This is a genomic window from Polaribacter sp. P097 (assembly GCF_036864555.1).
Taxonomy (GTDB): Bacteria; Bacteroidota; Bacteroidia; order Flavobacteriales; family Flavobacteriaceae; genus Polaribacter.
In genome coordinates this window covers 264,691-287,390 of record NZ_JAZETJ010000001.1, presented here as the reverse complement: position 1 = coordinate 287,390, position 22,700 = coordinate 264,691, and the positions used below count along the sequence as shown (strand labels likewise).

Genomic DNA, 22,700 nt, shown 5'->3' with positions numbered 1-22,700 from the left:
GATTAAAGTTTACCAATCTTTTGTACTAAATTAGTAGATAAACTATACAACCATTGTACTTGACCAAACACTAATTGTGTTTCATGCAAGGCAATTTTTAGTTCGTCAGAAATGGGTATGCCCTCTTTAATCTCCAGATCTCTAGTAACCGATAAATCTTTGTAATAATTAGAATAATTTCTTTCTGCAGTTTTCAACTCTTGGTTATCTAAAGAATCAATTTTTTTAGAAGAATTCGAAGAAATTACGTGTTGTAAATTGGTTAAAATATGTTTTACATAAATTTCAAATTGTTCTGGAGCTAAACCTCTTTCGTTATTTTTAATAAACATACTTAAAGCAGAAAGAGAAGATAAGAAAGTGTTGCTAATGGTAACAACATCATAAATTAAAGCACTATTCTCTTTTTTAGATTTTGGCTCTTGCATTAACCTTTGATAGGCTGCATTTAAATTACCAACTTTCAAGAATGCCTGTTTTCTAGCTAAGTTGTAACTCGTTGCAGTTTCTCCTTTTTCATGATAAAAATTGTTGATTTCATTCAAGTAAGTTTCAAAACCTTTTACAGTATCTATTAAAAACTCTTTCATGTTCTTCGCTTCCCAAACAGGCCATAATAGATAGTTTCCAACAAAAGCTAAAACTGCACCAATTAAGGTATCAAATACTCTAAACTGTATAACTTCTAATACATTAGATGAAATAAGCGCATACATAAAAATTACGTAAAGCGTTATAAATGCAGCTCCATTTCTGTAGTTCTGTTTAATTAAAGAAAAACCAATAATCAAAGAAATTAAAGCAATAACAGCATAAATAATGGTGTTCTGCGTAACTAAAACTATAGCAACACCAACCAATGCACCTAAAATTGTACCAATAACCCTACTTTTAACTCTGTCTTTTGTTAAACTGTAACTTGGCCTCATAATTACAATTATGGTTAATAAGATCCAGTAAGACTGTTGCAATTCCAAGAGATTACCAATAAAGAAACCAACAATTGTGGTAATTGTTAATCTTAAAGAATGTCTAAATATGGGCGATTTAATATTAAAATTATCCTTTAACTTTTTAATGTCGTAATCTATAGGAGTAATGAATTGCTCAGCATCTTTTATGCCTCTAATTTTATCGTTTTTATAGTATTTGGTAAGTATTCTACCAATATCAATTAAATTCTGAATTTGCTTTTCTTGATACGTTTTGTAGTTCAATAATAAAATTACTTCTTCTCTAGATTCAGGCAAACCAACTTGTAGCTCATACAATTCAATTTGATTTTCTATTTTTTTTAGAAGGATGTCAAAACTATTGGTAAAATTTAATTTCTCTTCTTTTAAAATTACTTTAGATAGATGTTTTAAATGATTCGAAATTTCATAAATCAGTACTTTAAATTCATCAATTTTTTCAGGATGATTTTCAAATAAATCATCAAACTTTTTATAATCTATAGCATTAGAAATGGCCAATTCATAAATCTCCATAATTCTAGAAAATACTAATTGCTGACGTCGAATTCTATTGCTAAAACCAGCATTAGCTCTTTTTTCTAAAATAACTTCTCTTAAGGTTTCGTGCAATTCGTTAATTTCTGTTTGAAGCACAAAATTCTTTTCTAAAAGAATAGTTCTATCATCCTTTGCAATTAATAAATCACCTCTAGATTTTATAAAATCGGTTGTTTTTTCTAATAAGTTTACAAATAGATAATCTGTTTGAACTTGAGGAAATAAAATTTGGGTTGAAATGGTTAAAGTTAAATACCAAATACCACCAATTGCAATACAAATAGAATGTTGTAATATCGAAATTTCTGAACTGTCATACGCAAATGCTAAAACCAAAGCCAATAATCCCGATAATGAAATTAAAGAAGCTCTAAATCCGAAAACAGAAATATAGGAAACCGTGAAAATCAGAAATACTAAAAGCGGAACTAATATTGGTAAAAAGTGACTGAAGTAGCCAACTAAAAGCGTAATTGTAAAGGTTAGTACAATAGAAGATAAAATACCATAAAATTTATGGTTTAAACTACCATTTGTATCTGCAGGTACACACAAGATAGATCCTAAAGCAATACCAAAACCAATGTCTATACTATCAAAAAAATATACAGATACAAAAACAGGAATAGCCATCGCTATTGCAATTAATAGTGCCTTTAAAAATTGCAGACTTTTTATGTATCGTAAAAATGCGTTAATCATAGAATTAGTGATACTGCAAATCTACTAAGTTAATTTACTTAGAGGTTTACTTTGTGTTATTTAAAAATAAAACTTTAAAGTTACACAGGTAAGCCTTTAACTAATTAGGTTTGTTTATTTTTATCCCCTTAAATAGTTAATATGAGTTTACAACAAGATTTAGAAAAGAGAAGTGGTAATCAGTGTGAATTATGTGCTGCAAAAGAAAATTTATCGATTTATGAAGTAAAACCAGTTTCTACAGGCGGTTTTGATGGTAGTATTTTAGCTTGTGATACTTGTACTAAACAAATAGAGGGCGATGAAGAATTAAATGCAAATCATTGGAGATGTTTAAATGATGCAATGTGGTCTGAGTTTACGCCAGTAAAAGTCGTTGTTTGGCGAATGTTACATCGCCTAAAAGACGAAGGCTGGCCAACAGAATTATTGGGTATGATGTATATGGAAGATGCTGAATTGGCTTATGCAAAAGAAACAGGAGATCATTTAGCAGAGAGTGAAAAAATAATTCATAGAGATGCAAATGGCGCTATTTTACAAGCAGGGGATTCTGTAGTGCTTATTAAAGATTTAAAAGTAAAAGGATCTAGTATGGTTGCTAAACAAGGCACTGCAGTAAGAAGAATTTCTTTAGATCATGAAAATGCGAAGTATATAGAAGGCAAAGTAGGGCCTACCCAAATTGTAATTGTAACAGATTATGTAAAAAAAATGGCAGATAAAGAATAGCCACACTTTAATAATATTTAAAAGCCTTTAATTCTATCGAGTTAAAGGCTTTTTTGTTTTTAAAAGATAAATAAAACTATTTTTTCAACTAAAAAATTAGTTTAAACTAAATATTTAGTTATATTTGTTTCAATAAACTAAAACTTTAGTTGAAAATATGTCAAAACAATTAACAAAAGCAGAAGAGCAAATCATGCAAGTGCTGTGGGATTTACAAGAATCTTCAGTAAAAGATATTATAACTCGATTGCCAGAACCAAAACCAGCATATAATACTGTTTCAACAATTATAAGAATTTTAGAAACGAAAGAATTTGTTGGTCATAAAACAGAGGGTAGAGGGTATTTGTATTATCCGCTTATAGATAAAGATACCTATAGTAATCAAAGTTTACACAAATTAATGAATGGTTATTTTCAAGGTTCATTTAAGAGTATGGTTTCTTTTTTCGTGAAAGAAAACAAAATGGATGTAAAGGAATTAGAGTCTATTTTAAAAGAAGTAAATAAAAAATAAGCTATGATAAATTATATAATACAAGTAATCTTATTTCAGATTTTATTTTTGGCGATTTATGATTTTTTCTTAAGTAGAGAAACCTTTTTCACTAAGAATAGGTGGTACTTATTGGTTACACCAATAATTTCTTTCTTTATTCCGTTAATAAAAATCTCAACATTAGAACAGTCTGTTCCAGAAGAGTTTATAGTAAATCTTCCAGAAATTATGCTGTCTCCAGAAAAGGTGATTACAGAAGCAATACCAACTGAAAGCTTTACCAATTCTATAAATTATATAAGTATTTTCTTTTGGGTAGGTGTTGTAATTTTTACCCTTCTATTTTTAATAAAGTTAATAAAGATTGCAAGTATTATTAAAAAATACGATGCAGGGTCTTTGGTTTTAGCAGATGTGAAACTAATAATTATACCTTCTAGTAGTAAGGCGTTTTCTTTTTTTAATTACATTTTTTTAGGTGGTAAAATTAAAGAAGCAAATAGAGAAAACATTATTCAGCATGAGTTGGTGCACACACAACAAAAACATACGTATGATTTGGTTGTCTTTGAGATTTTGAAAATTGCCATGTGGTTTAACCCAGTAATTTATTTCTATCAAAAGAGAATCACTTTAGTACATGAATATATTTCTGATGCTATTGTAGCAAAATCAGAAACCAAAGAAAACTATATCAACAATTTACTATCCAACTTTTTTCAAGTAGAGAATATTGCATTTATTAATCAATTTTATAAACCCTCATTAATTAAAAAAAGAATTATTATGATGAAAAAGAAACAATCTAAAAAAATGAATCAACTTAAGTATTTACTCCTAATTCCTGTTTTGGCAAGCATGCTTTTTTATAGCTCTTGTGCAACAAAACCATTAAAGAATGAAATTAGTAATTTAGAAAATGCATTAAAAGAGCAAAAAGAAGCCAATGAGAAACAAAAAGTTTTATTAGAGCAGCAACAGCAGGTTTTGCGTGATTCTATAACGCTTTTAAATAATCTAAAAGAAGCTAAAGAAAATGAAATAACATTATTAAAGTTAAAGACTATCATAAATAAAATAGACGAGAGAACTGTTGTAGAAACAGAATCTGTATCTTTTATGACCATTGATAAAACACCCGTTTTTCCTGGATGTGAAGATGGAGACAGAGCTTGTTTTTCAAAAATGGTACAAAAGCATTTTGTAACTAATTTTGATTCTAAAATGCCCAAAACTTTAGGTTTAAGTTCAGGAAAAAAACGAGTATTTATTGGTTTTATGATTAATAAACAAGGAGATATAGTTGATGTAAAAGCAAGAGCTCCGCATCCAAAAATTGAAGAAGAAGTAATCAGAGTAATGGAAACTTTGCCTAAAATGGTTCCTGGTGAAAATAAAGGAAAAAAGGTTAACGTGAAATATTCAATACCATTTACCTTATTTGTTGAATAAAAATTAGTTATGAAAAAGATTATTGTACTACTGTTGTTAGCAACAATAGTAAAAGTTGAAGCACAAACTTCAACTTTTGCTGTTTCAGATAGTTTATTTGCCAAGGGCAGATACAAAATGGCTTTAAAAGTTTTAGATGAAGGTGAATCCTCATTCTTATCTAACTATAAAAAAGCCATCATTTATGAATCTATAGATAATTTTAAAAAGGCTAGTTTCTACTTAGAAAAGGCAATAACATTTAAAGATGATGAAAAAGCCAACTTAAAACTTGCTAAAAATTATAGGGCTTTAGGCCAGTCTGCAAAAGCAATACCTATTTATGAAAAACTAATAGCTAAAGATACCTTGAATTTGGTTTTAAAATATCAATTGGGTAAAATGTATGTCATCAACAGAAAACCTAAAAAAGCTATTTCTACATTTTCTTATTTGGTTGAACAAGATGTAAATAATGCGAATTATACGTATTACCTAGGTTTAGCTTATGCTTTAAATGGCCAAAGAGATCCTATGATTAATAGTTTTATAGCTACTTATAAAAAAGATTCTACACATTTAAAAGCCATTAAAAGGTTAGCAAAGAGTTTTCATAAATTACAAGATAAAGATTCAACACAATTATTTGTAGATAAGGGTTTAGCTCTTAATAAAAATGATATCGAATTAAATAAGCTAAAAATTAATAGACTTTATAAAGACAAGAATTATTTAGAGGCAGTTCCTCTTCTTAAAAATTTAGACACTATAGATAAAAAAGAAACGTATAGTAAAGTAATGTTAGGCAGGGTTTTTTATAATTTAGACAGTTTAGACCAAGCAAAAAAAGTGTTTACTAAATTATCTTTTATAGATAGAGAAGATTACACAGCCCTAACTTATTTAGGTGATATTTACTTTAAAGAGAAAAACTACAATAAGGCTATGATGAATTATATGATGGCCACAACTAGAGGTAAAAAAGCTAGAGATGCTGAATATTATGGTTTAGCTCGTGTTTTTTATGAATTGGAAAAGCCCAAAATGGCTATAAAATTTTTTAAGAAGGCTTACGAAGAGAATATTTCTAATTACAGAGCCTTGTATCAATTAGCTACAATGTCTGATGATTATTATAAGGATAAAAAAATAGCTTATAGACTTTACAATGAGTATACAGAAAAGTTTTGGAGGAAAGATGAAGGCATGAATAATTTTGTTAGAAATAGAATTAATGAGATTAAGAAAGACTATTTTATGAGAGGAGAAACTTTAAAATAAAGTTCAGTAATTTTTAGTAAATTCACGCTATATTTTTAGAGCTCTCTATGCGTGTTTTTTCTTTCTTGATACTAATAATCTGTATTACTTCTTGTGATAATTTATCACTAGTAAAAAATACAAATGGGCAAGTTTTAGATACCATAGTAGATTTTACTTCTGTAGATACCTATCCTTCTTTTAAAGTTTGCGATTCTTTAATTGATAAGATTGAAAAACAAAACTGTTTTAGAGCTACTATTCACAAAAAAGTGGGAGAGGAGCTACAGCAACATATATTTACAATAACAGATTCTTTAAATGAAATTGTTCTAGTAGATTTAGTTATTGCTAAAGATGGTGTTATAAACTTTAAAGGAATACAAACATCTAAATTGCTAAAAAAGGAGTTGCCAAAATTTGATAGTTTGGTAAAATCTTCTGTAGATAAATTAGACAAGGTATATCCTGCAATCAAAAGAGGAATCCCTGTTACTACCAAGTATCAATTACCCATAAAAATTCAATTGAAAAACTAAATTAGTTTAGCATTTTCCAAAGTTTATCTTTTAATTCTTGCAAACCTTTTTGTGCCACAGAAGAAATAAATAAAGCATTTACACCTTTAGGTAATTCAGCTTTAATTTCAGCTTGCAATTCATCATCTAACATATCAGATTTTGAAATGGCCAATAACCGATCTTTATCTAGCAATTCTGGATTATGCTTTTTCAGTTCGTTTAGTAAAATTTCGTATTCTTTGTTAATATCATCAGCATCTGCAGGAATTAGAAATAACAAAGCAGAATTACGTTCAATATGCCTTAAAAATCGATGCCCTAAACCTTTACCTTCTGCAGCACCTTCTATAATTCCAGGTATATCTGCCATTACAAAAGTTTGATGATTTCTATGCTCTACAATACCTAAATTAGGTTTTAATGTAGTAAATGCATAATCTGCAATTTTAGGTTTAGCAGCTGTTAATACAGATAATAATGTAGATTTCCCTGCATTTGGGAAACCAACCAAACCAACATCTGCCAATAATTTTAATTCAATTCTAAACCATCCTTCTGCACCATCCATACCAGGTTGTGCATATCTTGGAGTTTGATTTGTAGAAGATTTAAAGTTCCAGTTACCTAAGCCACCTTTACCACCTCTAAGTAAAATAACTTCTTTTTTATCTTCAGTTATTTCTACAATTACTTCATCTGTATCAGCATCTTTTATGATTGTACCTAAAGGAACATCAACATAAATATCTTCACCATCAGAACCAGTACTTCTACTTTTGCTTCCTGCACCTCCACCTTCAGCTCTAAAATGACGTTTAAATTTTAGGTGAAATAAAGTCCACATATTTTTATCTCCACGTAAAATAATGTGTCCTCCACGTCCTCCATCTCCACCATCAGGTCCTCCTTTGGTAATATATTTTTCTCTATGTAAATGTGCAGAACCTTGTCCACCTTTACCAGAAGAAGCGTATATTTTTATGTAATCTACAAAGTTGCCTTCAGTCATTTTTGTTTATTTCTTTAATCCTTGAATAATCAAGTTTAGTATTGGAAGTTTTTTAAGAATTTGATTTATAAAGTATCAAATACTTCAGAAATTCTTTTGGTAATATCTTCTATAGAACCTACACCATTAATTCCATAGTATTTATTTTGAGCCTCAAAATAATCTTTTAGAATTGCAGTTTTGGTGTTGTATTCGTTAAAACGATTTCTAATTTTTGCTTCGTCTGTATCATCTGTTCTACCACTAGTTTTACCTCTTTCTAATAAACGAGTAACTAAAACATCTTCTGGTACTTCTAAAGCTATCATAGCATTTATTTGTTCGCCTTTATCACCTAAAAAGGTATCTAAGGCATCTGCTTGAGATTGTGTTCTTGGAAAACCGTCAAAGATAAATCCATTCGCATCTGGATTTTTTTCAACTTCTGCTTTTAGCATATTTATGGTTACTTCATCAGGTACTAAATCACCTTCATCCATATATTTTTTTGCTAGTAAGCCTAATTCAGTTTGATTTTTGATGTTAAATCGAAAAACGTCTCCAGTAGAAATATGTACCAATTGATACATTTCTTTTAAAAAGTTTGCTTGTGTTCCTTTTCCTGCTCCTGGAGGGCCAAATAATACGATGTTTTTCATTTTAGGTGCTATTGATAATTGATATATTTCTGGATAATTTCTTCCTAAACCATTGTAGTCTAAACCATAACCTACAATAAATTTATCTTCGATGCTTTTACCAATATAATCTATTGGTAACTCTTTTCTAAACACATCTGGTTTAAAAAATAAGGATACAATTTTTAATTTTTTTACATTCTGATTTCTAAATATATTATAAATTTCTTGAAGTGTGTTTCCTGTATCTATAATATCTTCTAGAATAATTACTGTTCTATTGGTTAAATCTTCATTAATACCTACTAATTCTTTAACGTTCTCAGTAGATGAGGTGCCTTCATAAGAGGCTAATTTTACAAATGACACTTCACAATCTCCATCAAACTCTCTAATAAAGTCTGCTGCAAATAGAAAGCAGCCATTTAAAATACCCACAAATATTGGTACTTCATCTTTAGGTAAATCTGCTTTTACTTGCTGTGCTAAATGTTTTACAATTGCATTAATTTCTGCCTTAGAAATAAAAGGCTTAAAATATAAATCATGAAGTTTTAAAATGCTCATAAAGATGCAAATATAAGGGCTGTAAATGGAATGAAAAAACCGTTTTGATTTTAGTTCAAAACGGTTTTTTTATATTTAAAAATAAAATTATTTTTTCTTTAACTCTTTCTTAGAAGAATCATACATAATTGGTGTTGCCACAAATAATGATGAGTACGTACCTACTACAACACCCACAATTAAAGCAAACATAAATCCTTTAATAGAATCTCCACCAAATAAGAAGATAGCTAACATTACTAATAATGTTGTTAAAGATGTGTTTATTGTTCTACCCAAGGTTGAACTTAAGGCAGAATCCACAACTTTACTGTATTTCCAATTTGGATAAGAACCAGCAAACTCTCTAATTCTATCGAAAATAACCACTGTATCATTTAAGGAGTAACCTACCACTGTAAGTATAGCTGCTATAAATGATTGGCCTATTTCCATATCGAAAGGCATAAAACTGTAAGTAATAGAGAATACACCTAATACAATTAATACATCATGAAAAACAGCAATTACTGCACCTAATGAGAACGATACTTTTCTAAAACGTAGTAAGATGTATAAGAAAACTACAATTAATGAACCAAATACTGCATATAAAGCAGATGTTTTAATATCATCAGCAATTGTAGGTTCTACTTTCATAAAACTCATAACACCTGCACCTTGCTTTTCAAAACCAGGCTTGAAGTTTTCGTAAGTAGTATCACCTAAATAAGGTTTTAAACCTGTAAATAAAGTATTTTGTACTTCTTCATCTACTTCTGTACCTTCTTCTTCAATCTTGTAAACAGTTGTAATTTTTAATTGATTTGCTTGTCCGTAAGTTTTTACTTCAGGAGCAGAACCAAAGGCATCTTTTAAAGTACCTGCTACTTCTGTAGCATTCATATCTTGATCAAAACGTACAACATAAGATCTACCTCCTTTAAAATCTACACCTTGTTTTAAACCAATAGAGAATATAGAGATTAAACCACCAATAATAATTGTACCAGAAATGATGTAAGCAACCTTACGTTTCTTTAAGAATTCTACATTAATATTTTGGAACCATCCTTTAGAAACAGAGGTGTTAAAGGTAAGGTTAGATCCTTTATTAACTGAACTATCAATTAATAAACGCGTAATAAATACAGCTGTAAATAATGAAGTTGCAATACCAATCATTAAAGTTAAAGCAAAACCTTTAATTGGTCCTGTACCAAAAACATAAAGAATTATACCTGTTAATAATGTTGTAATGTTTGCATCTATAATTGCAGATAAAGCTCCTTTAATAGAGAAACCTTCTTCTACAGATTGTTTTAAACCTTTTTTCTTGAATAGGCCTTCTTTAATTCTTTCGAAAATAATTACGTTGGCATCTACAGACATACCTATGGTTAAGATAATACCAGCTATACCAGGTAAAGTTAACACTGCATTGAACGAAGCTAATACACCAAAGATGAATAAAATATTTACTATTAATGCAACATTAGCAAATGCACCTGCTTTACCATAGTATAAAATCATCCATAATAAAACTAAAATAATTGCCAAACCAAATGATAGGAAACTTGCATCAATTGCTTCTTGACCTAAAGATGGCCCAACTACTTCAATTTGAATTATTCTTGCAGTTGCAGGTAATTTACCCGCTTTTAATACTGTAGAAATATCTTCTGCTTCAGCAACTGTCATACTTCCACCAGAAATAGAAGTTCTACCACCACTAATTACTTGGTTTACAGAAGGAGCTGTATATACATAATCATCTAAAACTACAGCAACAAAATTACCTACGTTATCAGCAGTCATTTTAGCCCATTGTTTTGTTCCTGAACTATTCATTGTCATAGAAACTTCAGGCTTATTTAGTTGGTCAAAAACTTGAGCAGCATCTAAAATAACATCACCTTCAATAGTAGGTTTGTCATTTCTGTTCCCTTTAATGGCATATAAACTAATAATTTCTGCACCATCAGCACCTTCTACAGCTTTATAATCCCATAAAAATTTAGCATATTTAATTTCATTTGGTAATAATGCTCTTACTTCTTTCTTAGAAAGTAAATCATTAACCATTGCAGTATCTAAAACTCTAGCACTTGCTACAACCGAACTTAATTGTTGTTGAGATTGTGCAACGTTTGGATATAAGTAAGTAAATAAGCTTTTCTGAACTTTAGTAGAATCTGCTTCTTCACCTAATAAATCATCAATATCATCTTGTTTTGCAGAGTCTTGTTCTTGCTCTAAAACAGAATCATCTTTTAACATTTCTGCTACTTTAGAGTTTGCAGCGAAGAAAAAGTTCTGAATTTCTGCATTTGTGTAAACACCCCAAAATTGTAACTCAGCTTTACTGGTAATTAACTTTGTAACACGCTCTATATCTTTAGCTCCTGGTAATTCAATTTGAATTCTACCAGAATTACCAATTCTTTGAATGTTTGGTTGTGTAACACCAAATTTATCAATTCTACTTCTTAAAACTTCAAAAGCAGTACCAATAGAACTATTAATTTCTTCTTGTAAAGTTTCTCTTACTGTAATGTTAGCTTCATCAAAAGATATTTTTTCACTTAACGCTTTTGTACCAAAAATTGAAGGATCGCTCAATTTAGTATCACCAGCTACTTTTTGAAATTCTTCAAAAAATAAGTCTAAATAATTTAAGTTACTTTCTTTTTGTCTTTCGTCTGCATTTTCTAAAGCAGTATTAAAAGCCACGTTTTTAGAATCGTTAGATAAGCTTTTTAAAACTTCTTTTACAGATACTTGTAAAATTGCATTAATACCACCTTTTAAGTCAAGACCAAGATTCATTTCTTTGTCTTTTACATCATTATAGGTGTATTGTGCAATACCTAAATCTATAATTTCTTTACTTGCTACACTATCTAAATACGTTCTTTCGAATTTAGCTTTTGCTCTAGCATCACTATTTGCACCTCTTTCATTTGAGTATTCAACAGCATCATCTTCTACTTTATTTGCTAAAAAAGTGAATGATAATTGGTATAAACTCACCAATCCAAAAAGAATAGCGAATAATTTTATTAATCCTTTGTTTTGCATTTTATATGGTTTTAGTCAAAAATTTTAAAAACGAGCAAATATAGATAACTTCTCGAACTTTCTTGACATTTAATTTTGTTTAATAGGTTGTTTTCAGAACTTTGGGTTTATCTCTAGTTCTGATTATGTTTTTCTGTTATAAGAATAACAGTTTAGTCTTATGATAAGAAGAAGTTTGGACCAGCTCTAACCTCTGGAATATTATGAGAAGTACTGTTTTTTACAATTTGTTTTGAATTGTAAAACTTAGATTTTAGTTTTTTTGATATTTTAGAATCGGGTAAATTCGATTTTAAAGACGATGCATAATTCTGATTGTTTGTAAATCTGTCTGAATCGTATTTAATTTCTAAAATAGATTTACCATCAAGATTAGACGAATATGAACCTGAATCTATTTCATAAACATCAATGTTAAATTTTGAAGTTTCTTCTGATGGATATTTGTTGTCTTCTAAAGGATTAGAAGATATGTTGTTGGATGCAGAATTGTTTAGTGCAAGTGCATCTTTAATAATAGATACATGGTCTTTACTAAAATAGACTATTTTTAGTTTACCATTTTTAGCTTCTTGAATTTGAATATTAGAAGCACCAGCAATCTGTAATCGATTTTTTAAATCGATAATGGTAAGTTCCTTTTCAGCATCATTTATAGCAGCATGAGTAAACTCTAAAACAATTTCTTGATTAGGAGAAGGATTATTTTCTTGTATAGTGCCAAGAAAAATTAATAAAACTAAAAGTGTACTTAAGTACCATTTTGTGTTCATGGCTCAAATATAAAAAAATAGATTGCTTTTAACAGATGTAAAAGCAATCTATTTTAATATCAATAAATTGAGTTACTATAGTTCTAGTAATCCGTTTGTTTTAGAAACTCCTGCTGCAGATTCTTTTAAATGATCTTTTTCAGCATCACTTAAATTAATTTCTACTATACTTTCTATACCGTTTTTTCCTAATACTACAGGAACTCCAATACATAAGTCATTTAAACCATATTCACCTTCTAATAAAGTTGAACAAGGATATATTTTCTTTTGATCGCAAGCAATTGCTTGTACTAAACCAGATACTGCAGCTCCTGGTGCATACCAAGCAGAAGTACCTAATAAACCAGTTAAGGTTGCTCCACCAACTTTAGTGTCTTGTTTTACTTGCTCTAATCTTTCTTCTGAGATAAATTCTGAAACTGGTACAGAGTTACGAGTAGCTAATCTTGTTAAAGGAACCATACCTTTATCTGAATGACCACCAATAACCATTCCATCAACATCAGAAATAGGTGCTTCTAATGCTTCAGCCAATCTGTATTTAAAACGAGCAGAATCTAATGCACCACCCATACCAATAATTCTATTTTTTGGTAAACCTGTAGTTTTGTGGACTAAGTAGGTCATAGTATCCATTGGGTTAGATACAACAATGATAATTGTTTCTGGTGAATGCTCAATTAAACTAGCTGAAACTGTTTTAACAATACCTGCATTAATACCAATTAATTCTTCACGAGTCATACCCGGTTTTCTAGGGATACCAGAAGTAATTACACAAATATTAGAGTTTGCAGTTTTAGAATAATCGCTAGTGCTACCAGTAATTTTAGTGTCAAAGCCATTAAGAGAAGCTGTTTGCATTAAGTCCATTGCTTTACCTTCTGCATAACCTTCTTTAATGTCTAATAATACAACTTCTGAAGCAAAATTTTTAATTGCTATATATTCTGCACAACTTGCACCAACTGCTCCTGCACCAACTACTGTAATTTTCATTTTTATCTAATTTTATTTATTAATTATTGAAAGTTGTAAAAATACAAATTTTGATTGTGTAATGTCTTAATAATAAGCAAAAAAAAGTCCGTAAAATTACAGACTTTTAATAATTTACTTTGATATTTTATCTAAAGCTAAAAGCAACTCCAAGATTGGCTGTATTGTATTCTTGCAAAGTGTAACTACCAAATATTTTGAAGAAGCCTAAACTTAATCTTAAACCTGCAGTTGTTCTAAATCCACCAGCATCAAACTCTGAAGTAATAGGGTCAGAAACTGTTCTGCTTGCTGCACCATAACTTAAGGTATAATCTCCTAACATGTTTAACGTAGAATTACCAGCACCATAACCAATACCTCCATATACATTGATTATAGGGAAGTTTAAAGAGGCAATTGCCTGCACAGTATATGCGTTAAGTTTAAACTCAGCCAAACCATCTGTCACATTTAAATCGCCACTGCTTTCTATATTGTAATCTACAGTCATTGTAGTGTATGCAGCTAAAAGTGATACATGCAAAGGTGTTTTGTCTAATGGGCCAAACCAATCTGTAATTTCTTTTTTAAGACCAATACCAAATAGATTTCCTTTTACATCATCATCTCCAACCTTAGGTACTAATCTTAAGTTAACTTCAAATTTTGCGGGTAAACCTAAACTTACTTGAACAGCAGGAGCAGGCACTGCACTTAAAGGTAAACTTTCTTTAATACCTCCAGGAGCATTAAATGTGGTGCTGTAGGCTGTACCATTTTCCACAAAATTTACTGTGGTTAAAGGTGTGTTCTCTTCTGAGCCAGCTACTGTTGCAGCTGTGATAGATCCAGTATTTATTGATGTTAAACCAGATAGGCTAAAAATTTCATCCTCATCTGGAACAAGAGATGCATTTAAGCCAATCGAAATGTCAAAACCTAACGTTTTATGAACCTTAGCTGTATGATACCAGCCATTATTCATACCGAAGATTAAACCTTTCATTGCAGGATTTACGTATGCTTCTATTAATTTACTTCTGTCATTGTTGTCAGCTAAAAGATAGCCTTCAAAACCATCTTGAGCTTTCGTTTGAAACGAAAAGACAAAAAGGCCTAATAAGATTAATGTATACTTTTTCATTTTTTTGGGTTTTGATTGATGAATTTCTTTGAAGCTAAGATAAAAAAAAATACACACTTCAATTATTGAAGTGTGTATAAAGTATTTCATATAGAGTATCTTAAACGTCTATATTGGCATATTTTGCATTTCTTTCTATAAAGTCTCTTCTTGGTGGTACTTCATCACCCATAAGCATAGAAAATACTCTATCTGCTTCTGTTGGGCTATCAATAACTACCTTTCTTAAAGTTCTAAATTCAGGATTCATAGTAGTATCCCATAATTGCTCTGCATTCATCTCTCCAAGACCCTTGTAACGTTGTATGGTTACAGAACCACCCATTTGTTGGGCAATTAAATCTCGTTGATCATCATCCCAGGCATATTGTCTCTTTTGACCTTTTTTTACTAAATATAATGGAGGAGTAGCGATATAAATGTAGCCTTGCTCAACCATTTCTTTCATATATCTAAAGAAGAATGTTAAAATTAAAGTAGCAATGTGAGAACCATCAACATCGGCATCACACATAATAACTACTTTATGGTATCTTATTTTTGATAAGTTTAATGCTCTTGGATCTTCTTCTGTACCAATTGAAACCCCTAAAGCTGTAAACATGTTTTTGATTTCTTCGTTTTCAAAAACTTTATGTTGCATTGCTTTTTCTACATTCAAGATTTTACCACGAAGTGGAAGTATGGCCTGAAAGTTTCTATCTCTACCTTGTTTAGCTGTTCCACCTGCAGAATCTCCCTCAACTAAGAAAATTTCACATTGAGCAGGATCAGTTTCTGAACAGTCAGATAATTTACCAGGTAAACCACCAATAGACATTACGCTTTTACGTTGCACCATGTCTCTTGCTTTTCTAGCTGCATGTCTTGCAGTGGCTGCTAAAATTACTTTTTGTACAATGGTTTTTGCATCATTAGGATTTTCTTCTAAATAATCTGTAAGCATTTCAGATACAGCCTGAGATACTGCAGAAGTTACTTCTCTATTTCCTAATTTGGTTTTTGTTTGTCCTTCAAATTGCGGTTCTGCTACTTTTACAGAAACAATTGCAGTTAAACCTTCTCTAAAATCATCACCAGCAATATCAAATTTTACATTTTTAAGTAAACCTGATTCGTCTGCATATTTCTTTAAAGTTCCTGTTAAACCACGTCTAAAACCTGATAGGTGAGTACCACCTTCATGCGTATTAATGTTGTTTACATAAGAATGCAAATTTTCTGCGTATGAAGTGTTGTAAACCATAGCAACTTCTACAGGAATTCCGTTTTTCTCACCTTCCATAGAAATTACGTTTGCAATTAATTGCTCACGAGTAGAATCTAAATACTCAATAAATTCTGGTAAACCTTTGTTTGAGTGAAAAGTTTCTGAAATTAAGTTTCCTTCATCATCTTTGTTTCTTTTATCAGTTAAGGTGATTGTTATTCCTTTATTTAAATACGCTAATTCACGCATTCTTGTAGCAAGAGTCTCGTAATTGTACTCTGTACTTTGTGTAAATATAGATTTGTCTGGTAAAAAAGTAACAATTGTACCTGTAAAATCTGTGTCTCCAATAGTTTTAACAGGATATAAAGTTTTTCCTCGTTCATACTCTTGCTGCCAAATTTTACCTTCTTTATGTACTGTAGCTGTTAAGTGATCTGATAATGCATTAACACAAGAAACACCAACACCATGTAAACCTCCAGAAACCTTATAAGAATCTTTATCGAATTTACCACCAGCACCAATTTTTGTCATTACAACTTGTAATGCAGAAACGCCTTCTTTTTTATGTAAACCAACAGGAATTCCACGTCCATTATCTTTGGTAGTAATAGAATTATCTTCGTTAATTGTAACCTCTATAGTATCACAATAACCACCCATTGCTTCATCAATAGAGTTATCTACAACTTCATAAACTAAATGATGTAAACCTCTAATACCAACATCTCCAATATACATAGAAGGGCGCATTCTAACATGCTCCATACCTTCTAATGCCTGAATACTGGACGCATCATAACTATGTTTTTTTTCTTCGCTCATTATAAAAGTGAATTTTATTTTAGGTTGATAATTATTGTCAAGAATGACAAAAGTGTAAAATCAAATTTACAATTTTTAAACTGATTTTAAAGCTTTTTTAGCAATCTTGTCTTTAAATTATCAACATTTGTTAAAAAACAAGAAAGTGGCTTAAAAGGTCTAAAAAGTCGATTTAGGCTTATTTTGAAATTTTTATTTTTCATTGAAAAATGAATTCATAAAAAAAACCTCGCAAATGCGAGGTTTTAAACAATCGAATTGTTTAAGGTTGGAGGATTGGTTTTACTTTATGATTTTCACATTCATTTCCTCAACTTTTTTATCGGATAAAATAGAAGGAGCATTAAACAGCAAATCTTCTGATGTTCCTGTTTTTGGGAAAGCCATTACTTCTCTAATAGAAGCTTTTTTCTCTAAAATCATCATTAGCCTATCTACACCCCAAGCAATACCTCCATGAGGAGGTGCCCCATATTGAAACGCTTTATACATGGTTCCAACACTCTTTAGCATTTCCTCTTTATTATAACCCATATTTTTATAGGTTGCTTCTAAAATTTCTGATTTATGTGCACGAACAGATCCACCACCAATTTCATAACCATTTAAAATTAAATCGTATTGTTGTGCGATGATTGTTCCTATTTCGTCCTCTTTACCATTCATGTGTTTTTCTAAATCGTAAACAGCTGGCATTGAGAATGGATTGTGTGTAAACGTCCATCTGCCTTCATCTGTTTTTTCGAACATTGGAAAATCTACCACCCAAGCAGGTCTTAATTCCTTCGGATTTATCAATTTTAAAATACGTCCCATTTCTTGACGAACAGCATCTAAAGCTTTGTTTGCTGTAGCATAATCTGCAGCAGAGAAAAATACGATATCTCCAATTTGAGCATCAGTTGCTTTTATAATATTGGCTGCAATTTCTTCGCCTAAAAACTTAATAATTGGCGATTGCAAATCATTTTCATTTACAATGATATACGCTAATCCTCCTAAACCATGTTGTTGCGCAATGGTAGTCAAGTTTTCTATTTGTCCTTTAGACATACGTTTGTTGCCTTGTTCACCAGCAGAAACTTTAATACATTTTACAATTCCACCATCATCAATAGGTTTACTAAAAACTTGAAAAGTGGTGTCTTTTACAATGTCAGTAATATCTTGCATTTCTAAACCATAACGTAAATCTGGTCTATCACAACCATATTTATCCATGGCTTCTTTGTAGGTGATTACTTCAAAAGGACGTAAAATCCATTTTTTACCATAAATTTTCTTTACAATTTCGTTAAACATTTTGGTGTTTAAATCGATAATCTGTTGCATACTTGCGTATGCCATTTCAATATCTAACTGTGTAAATTCTGGTTGTCTATCACCTCTGGAATCTTCATCTCTAAAACAACGTGCAATTTGGAAGTATTTTTCAAAACCACCTACCATTAACATTTGTTTAAATTGCTGAGGCGCTTGTGGTAATGTGTAAAAAGAGCCTGCTTGTTTTCTGGTTGGTACAATAAATTCTCTTGCACCTTCATCTGTACCTGCTGTTAAAATTGGCGTTTCTATTTCTAAAAACTCTTCTTCATCTAAAATATCACGTAGTAACTTAATTACCCTATGTCTGTTTACAATTGCTTTGCGAACTTCATCATTTCTATGATCTAAAAATTTATATTGAAAACGAGTAGTTTCATTTGTTTTCATTGCTCTTTTTATTTCAAAAGGCAATGTTTTAGATAGATTTAAAATTTCTAAAGCAGCTGTTTCAAGCTCAATTTTACCAGTTCTTAAACCTGAATTGTAATCGTCTTCTCTTCTCTGAACTACAACTCCAGTAACCATAATTACAGTTTCTGGTTTCAGTTTTACCAATTCATCTAAATTCGGAAAAGTTTCTCTACTTAAACGAACTTGAAAAACTTGATTGCTAGAATCTCTTAAATCGATAAAAATTAACTCTCCATGATCTCGAACACTAGAAACCCAACCAGATAATGTTACTTCTATATTGATAGAATCATCAGATAAATCTGATATTTTATGGGTTCTGTAGTTATCCTTGATTATTATGGGAGTTTGTTGCAACTCTTGGTTATCAGTACTTTTTTGTTGCTTTTCGTTATTTGCTTTTTGCTTTTGGTCTTTAGCTTTTGGTTCTTGACCAACAGCTAAAGGAGAATCACTTACAGCGTTAAGAATCTCTTCACGAATCACTTTTCCAGAAGCACCTTTTCCAATAATTTTAATAACCTTACCAACTAAAATTCCGGCTTTACCTTGGTTTCCAGCTTTAATATCGTTAGCAATAGCTTCGTTTTCAGAAATTACTTTAGATACTGCATCTTTAATTTTATCTTCAGAAATGGTATTATCTTCAAAATATTTATTGTAATCGAAAGTTCTATCTTTTAAATATCTTGTAATTCCATTTTGTACTAAAACAGAAGTAATTTTATCGGCTTTAAATAAATGAAAAATTTCAACCAACTGATCTACATTATGAATATTGGCATATTCATCAGCAGCAATATTATTTACCAAAGTTTTAGCCACAAAAGAAGGATCTTTTATCACGTTATTAATTGCAATAAAAGTTTCTGAACGTAGAGAATCTGCCGTAAAAAACTTAGCATCTTGAGGTAAAACTCCTCCTTTTATCAAAATAGATTCTACAGCAAAAGGCAAAGAACTAATATCAACATCAATGGTTTCTACAACATTTTTGATGTTAACAAAAGGCAAATCTGGCTCAGAAATAAAACGATAATCTGCTTCAAACTCCTTTTTACGCATTGTTTTGGTTTGCTTTAAATCTGCATCAAACAAAACTGTGGTTTGGTCTGGTCTAAATTCTTTATGATCTATATAGTAATTCAGTTGTTTTTCAACTTCTTCTTTTAAAGCCTCAATCATAAACTTAAAAGAATTCAAGTTTTTGATTTCTGTACGTGGATTTAAATTATAGCTGTGTTTTTTTCTAAGTGATACAGAAACATCAGATTTAAATTCCCCTTTCTCCAAATTTGCTTCAGAGATTTTTAAATTCTGAACGATTCTCTGAATATACTGTGCATAAGTAGATGCGTCTTCTATATGACGAATACAAGGCTCTGTAACAATCTCAATTAAAGGAACACCTGCTTTGTTAAAATCGACCAAAGAAACTTTCTTTTCGTGCATTAATTTTGCAGCATCTTCTTCAATATGAACTTGCGTTAAGTTTACCGTAAATTGCGATCCATCATTTCTAAAACAAGAAACTTGTCCATCAGGAATTACAGGATTATGAAATTGAGTAATTTGTATATTTTTAGGATTATCTGGGTATTCGTAATGTTTACGATCCCAAGAAATCACCTCATTTTCGAAAGTAGATTTCACAGCTTTTCCAAAGTAAATTGCTTTGGTAATTGCTTCTTTGTTTATAGATGGTAAAACGCCCATTTGTCCTGTACAAACAGAGCAAATATTGGTATTTGGTTGCGTTGTTTCTTGGTTTGCACAAGAACAAAACAACTTCGATTTTGTGTTTAAACGTACGTGGGTTTCTAAACCGATTACGAGTTCAAGCTCGTATTTTTTTAATAAATCATTTAATTTCTCTAGCTCCATTATATCAAATCATTTAAGAAATTAGCAAATTGTAGTACAAGTTCATCGTTTTTTTTAGCTGCTGAAATTTGCAACCCAGTTGATGTTCCTTTTGGTATGGTTAACGTTGGTAATTGTCCTAGGCTAAAACCAACAGTATAGGCATCAGATAAATACATAGCCAAAGGATCTTTTAAGCTGTCTCCAATTTTTGGTGGAGTAGAAGGTGTAACAGGTGATAATATGATATCTACTTCTTTGAAATCTTTTTCGAAATTATCAGCAATTTGATTTCTTAAATTCAATCCTTTTAAATAAATTTCATCAGAAAAACCTTGAGATAATACTTGATTTCCACCTACAATTCTTCTTTTAGATTCCTCAGAAAAGTTTTCTGAACGTGTAATAGCATAAGTGTCTTTTAAATTTTCGCCTTCAATTCTAACACCATAATTTGTGCCATCTAATCTTGATAAATTAGAAGCGGTTTCTGCCATTGCCAAAGTATAATAGGTAGAAACTAAGGTGTGAGATTCAAAGAAATCTAGTTCTTTTACTTTTATACCTTTGGATTTTATTTTTTCTATTGATGCTAAAAAATCAGTTTTTACTTGAACATCAATAGCATCACTATCTACAAAGTTTTTAAAATAACCAATGGTTTTGATGCCATCAGTTTTTAGAGTACTTTCTTTAGATATACTTTCTGAATGAAATGTAGTTTGGTCTTTTACATCTTTACCACTCATAACATTTAAAACAATTCTGATATCTTCAGTAGATTTTGCGATTGGACCAACACAATCTGTAGAAGATGCATAGGCCATTAATCCAAATCTTGAAATTCTACCATAAGTTGGTTTAAATCCGTATACATTATTATAACCTGCAGGCTGACGAATAGAACCACCAGTATCTCCTCCAATTGAAAAAACAGTATGCTCTTTTGCAACGTTAACTGCAGATCCTCCACTAGAACCACCGCCAACTAAATCTGGATTTAGAGCATTTTTAACAGCACCAAAAATGGTGTTTTCAGAGGATGAACCATGACCAAAAGAATCACAGTTTTCTTTTACTAATGGGATTGCACCTGCATCTAATAATTTTTGAATGGCTGTTGCTGTATAGGCAGATTTATAATTTTTTAGTAAATCAGAACTAGCAGTTGTTAAGGTTCCTTGAACCATATAAACATCCTTAATTCCAAAAGGAATCCCTTCTAATAAACCAATGGATTCTCCTTTTGCAATTTTAGCATCTACTTTATTGGCTAAATCCAAAGCTTTTTCCTCTAAAAGTGAATTTACAGTGTTGTAAGTATTTGCTTTTAGTAAGTCTAATCGATCTTGAACCAATTTGGTACAAGTTATTTCTTTGTTCATCAGTTGTTGATGAATTTTATGTATTTGCGACTCCATAATTATTCTTCAATTACTTTAGAAACTACTAAATAGCCATTCTTTTCTTTAGGAAAATTTTCAATAATAATGGCTTTTTCTATACTTGAGCTATCAATTACTACATCACTTCTTAAATCATCTATAGAAACTGCATTATTATGATTTGTATTAATTGAGTTATTATTTGAATTGGCATTTTTAATTACATCAAATAATTTATTGACAGCCTCTGAAGGCTGAGCTCCTTTAATACTAGACAAAATGTCTACAGTCATAATTTTACTCATTTCTTTAATTTTAGTTCATAAAAAAACCTTCCAATTAGGAAGGTTATATTTATATCTGAATTAACAACAACCTTCCAGTCCTAATAATTAGGATTGATGAAATTAAGATTGTTATTAATAATTTTCATTTTTGTTTGTTACTTTATATTGGCAAATATATATAGAATGAATGCTACAAAAATCGATTTTCATTGATTTTATTTAAGACTTATTGTTTTAATAATTATCTTAATGATTACTATTAATTTGGCAATAATTTTAAGAAAATGCACTAAAAATTTATAGTAAAATTAATAGCGCATTCTTTTAATTCATTAAATTCAAATCCAACATAAGTTCGGAGCTGTAAATAAACAAACTATACTATTACTTTTAAACCTTTATATATAAATCGGTTTCATATTTTTAGTTATTTTAAAATTATAGTTATAATATGTAATTAAATGTTCTAAAATCTTTAGTTCTGTTTTAAAATTCTTAAATTCTTAAAATATATCCTATATAATTTGCGCAAATAAAAAACCATTTTTACCTTTGTAACATAATGAAAAACAGTATA

16 protein-coding genes are annotated in these 22,700 nt (G+C 30.3%); 5 read left to right on the top strand and 11 right to left on the bottom strand.

The window, feature by feature from the left end; translation table 11 throughout:
• Positions 1 to 2: 2 nt before the first annotated feature.
• Complete coding sequence (locus V7R38_RS01385; protein WP_334055733.1) at positions 3 to 2,216, bottom strand: FUSC family protein; 2,214 nt, start codon at positions 2,214 to 2,216, stop codon at positions 3 to 5.
• A 141-nt stretch (positions 2,217 to 2,357) separates the two neighbouring features.
• Here V7R38_RS01385 and V7R38_RS01380 point away from each other — a divergent pair, with 141 nt between their 5' ends.
• From V7R38_RS01380 to V7R38_RS01360, 5 genes are all read left to right on the top strand, one after another.
• Positions 2,358 to 2,948 (top strand): PhnA domain-containing protein, encoded by a 591-nt coding sequence (locus V7R38_RS01380; protein WP_334055732.1) that lies wholly within the window; start codon positions 2,358 to 2,360, stop codon positions 2,946 to 2,948.
• 157 nt (positions 2,949 to 3,105) lie between these two features.
• The gene (locus V7R38_RS01375) at positions 3,106 to 3,465 is read left to right on the top strand and encodes a BlaI/MecI/CopY family transcriptional regulator (protein WP_334055731.1); all 360 of its coding nucleotides are present in this window, start codon (positions 3,106 to 3,108) and stop codon (positions 3,463 to 3,465) included.
• Positions 3,466 to 3,468: 3 nt separating this feature from the next.
• Complete coding sequence (locus V7R38_RS01370) at positions 3,469 to 4,899, top strand: M56 family metallopeptidase (protein WP_334055730.1); 1,431 nt, start codon at positions 3,469 to 3,471, stop codon at positions 4,897 to 4,899.
• A 9-nt stretch (positions 4,900 to 4,908) separates the two neighbouring features.
• Positions 4,909 to 6,159 carry a tetratricopeptide repeat protein gene (locus V7R38_RS01365; protein WP_334055729.1) on the top strand — a complete coding sequence of 417 codons (1,251 nt, stop codon included), beginning with the start codon at positions 4,909 to 4,911 and terminating at the stop codon, positions 6,157 to 6,159.
• Between the two features lie 65 nt (positions 6,160 to 6,224).
• On the top strand, positions 6,225 to 6,677 hold the full coding sequence (locus V7R38_RS01360; RefSeq protein WP_334055728.1) for a hypothetical protein: 453 nt from the start codon (positions 6,225 to 6,227) through the stop codon (positions 6,675 to 6,677).
• Between the two features lies 1 nt (position 6,678).
• Here V7R38_RS01360 and obgE read toward each other — a convergent pair whose 3' ends face one another.
• The 10 genes from obgE to V7R38_RS01310 all read right to left on the bottom strand — a co-directional run bounded on the left by obgE (position 6,679) and on the right by V7R38_RS01310 (position 22,141).
• A complete protein-coding gene (gene obgE, locus V7R38_RS01355; protein WP_334055727.1) occupies positions 6,679 to 7,668 on the bottom strand; it encodes a GTPase ObgE in 990 nt (329 codons plus the stop codon).
• 65 nt (positions 7,669 to 7,733) lie between these two features.
• Complete coding sequence (locus V7R38_RS01350; RefSeq protein ID WP_334055726.1) at positions 7,734 to 8,852, bottom strand: adenylate kinase; 1,119 nt, start codon at positions 8,850 to 8,852, stop codon at positions 7,734 to 7,736.
• 87 nt (positions 8,853 to 8,939) lie between these two features.
• Entirely contained in the window at positions 8,940 to 11,912 is a 2,973-nt protein-coding gene (gene secDF, locus V7R38_RS01345) for a protein translocase subunit SecDF (protein ID WP_334055725.1), read from the bottom strand.
• A 158-nt stretch (positions 11,913 to 12,070) separates the two neighbouring features.
• Entirely contained in the window at positions 12,071 to 12,685 is a 615-nt protein-coding gene (locus tag V7R38_RS01340) for a hypothetical protein (protein ID WP_334055724.1), read from the bottom strand.
• A 75-nt stretch (positions 12,686 to 12,760) separates the two neighbouring features.
• Entirely contained in the window at positions 12,761 to 13,687 is a 927-nt protein-coding gene (gene mdh / locus V7R38_RS01335; RefSeq protein ID WP_334055723.1) for a malate dehydrogenase, read from the bottom strand.
• Between the two features lie 127 nt (positions 13,688 to 13,814).
• Positions 13,815 to 14,813, bottom strand: a complete 999-nt coding sequence (locus V7R38_RS01330) for a DUF6588 family protein (RefSeq protein WP_334055722.1) — start codon at positions 14,811 to 14,813, stop codon at positions 13,815 to 13,817.
• 100 nt (positions 14,814 to 14,913) lie between these two features.
• Positions 14,914 to 16,851, bottom strand: a complete 1,938-nt coding sequence (gene gyrB, locus V7R38_RS01325; protein ID WP_334055721.1) for a DNA topoisomerase (ATP-hydrolyzing) subunit B — start codon at positions 16,849 to 16,851, stop codon at positions 14,914 to 14,916.
• Positions 16,852 to 17,133: 282 nt separating this feature from the next.
• A complete protein-coding gene (gene gatB/aspS, locus V7R38_RS01320; RefSeq protein WP_334055720.1) occupies positions 17,134 to 20,472 on the bottom strand; it encodes a bifunctional amidotransferase subunit GatB/aspartate--tRNA ligase AspS in 3,339 nt (1,112 codons plus the stop codon).
• Entirely contained in the window at positions 20,472 to 21,872 is a 1,401-nt protein-coding gene (locus V7R38_RS01315) for an amidase family protein (protein ID WP_334055719.1), read from the bottom strand. The genes gatB/aspS and V7R38_RS01315 overlap by 1 nt, the downstream gene beginning before the upstream one ends.
• Before the next feature lie 2 nt (positions 21,873 to 21,874).
• Positions 21,875 to 22,141 carry a hypothetical protein gene (locus V7R38_RS01310; RefSeq protein ID WP_334055718.1) on the bottom strand — a complete coding sequence of 89 codons (267 nt, stop codon included), beginning with the start codon at positions 22,139 to 22,141 and terminating at the stop codon, positions 21,875 to 21,877.
• Positions 22,142 to 22,700: the final 559 nt, after the last annotated feature.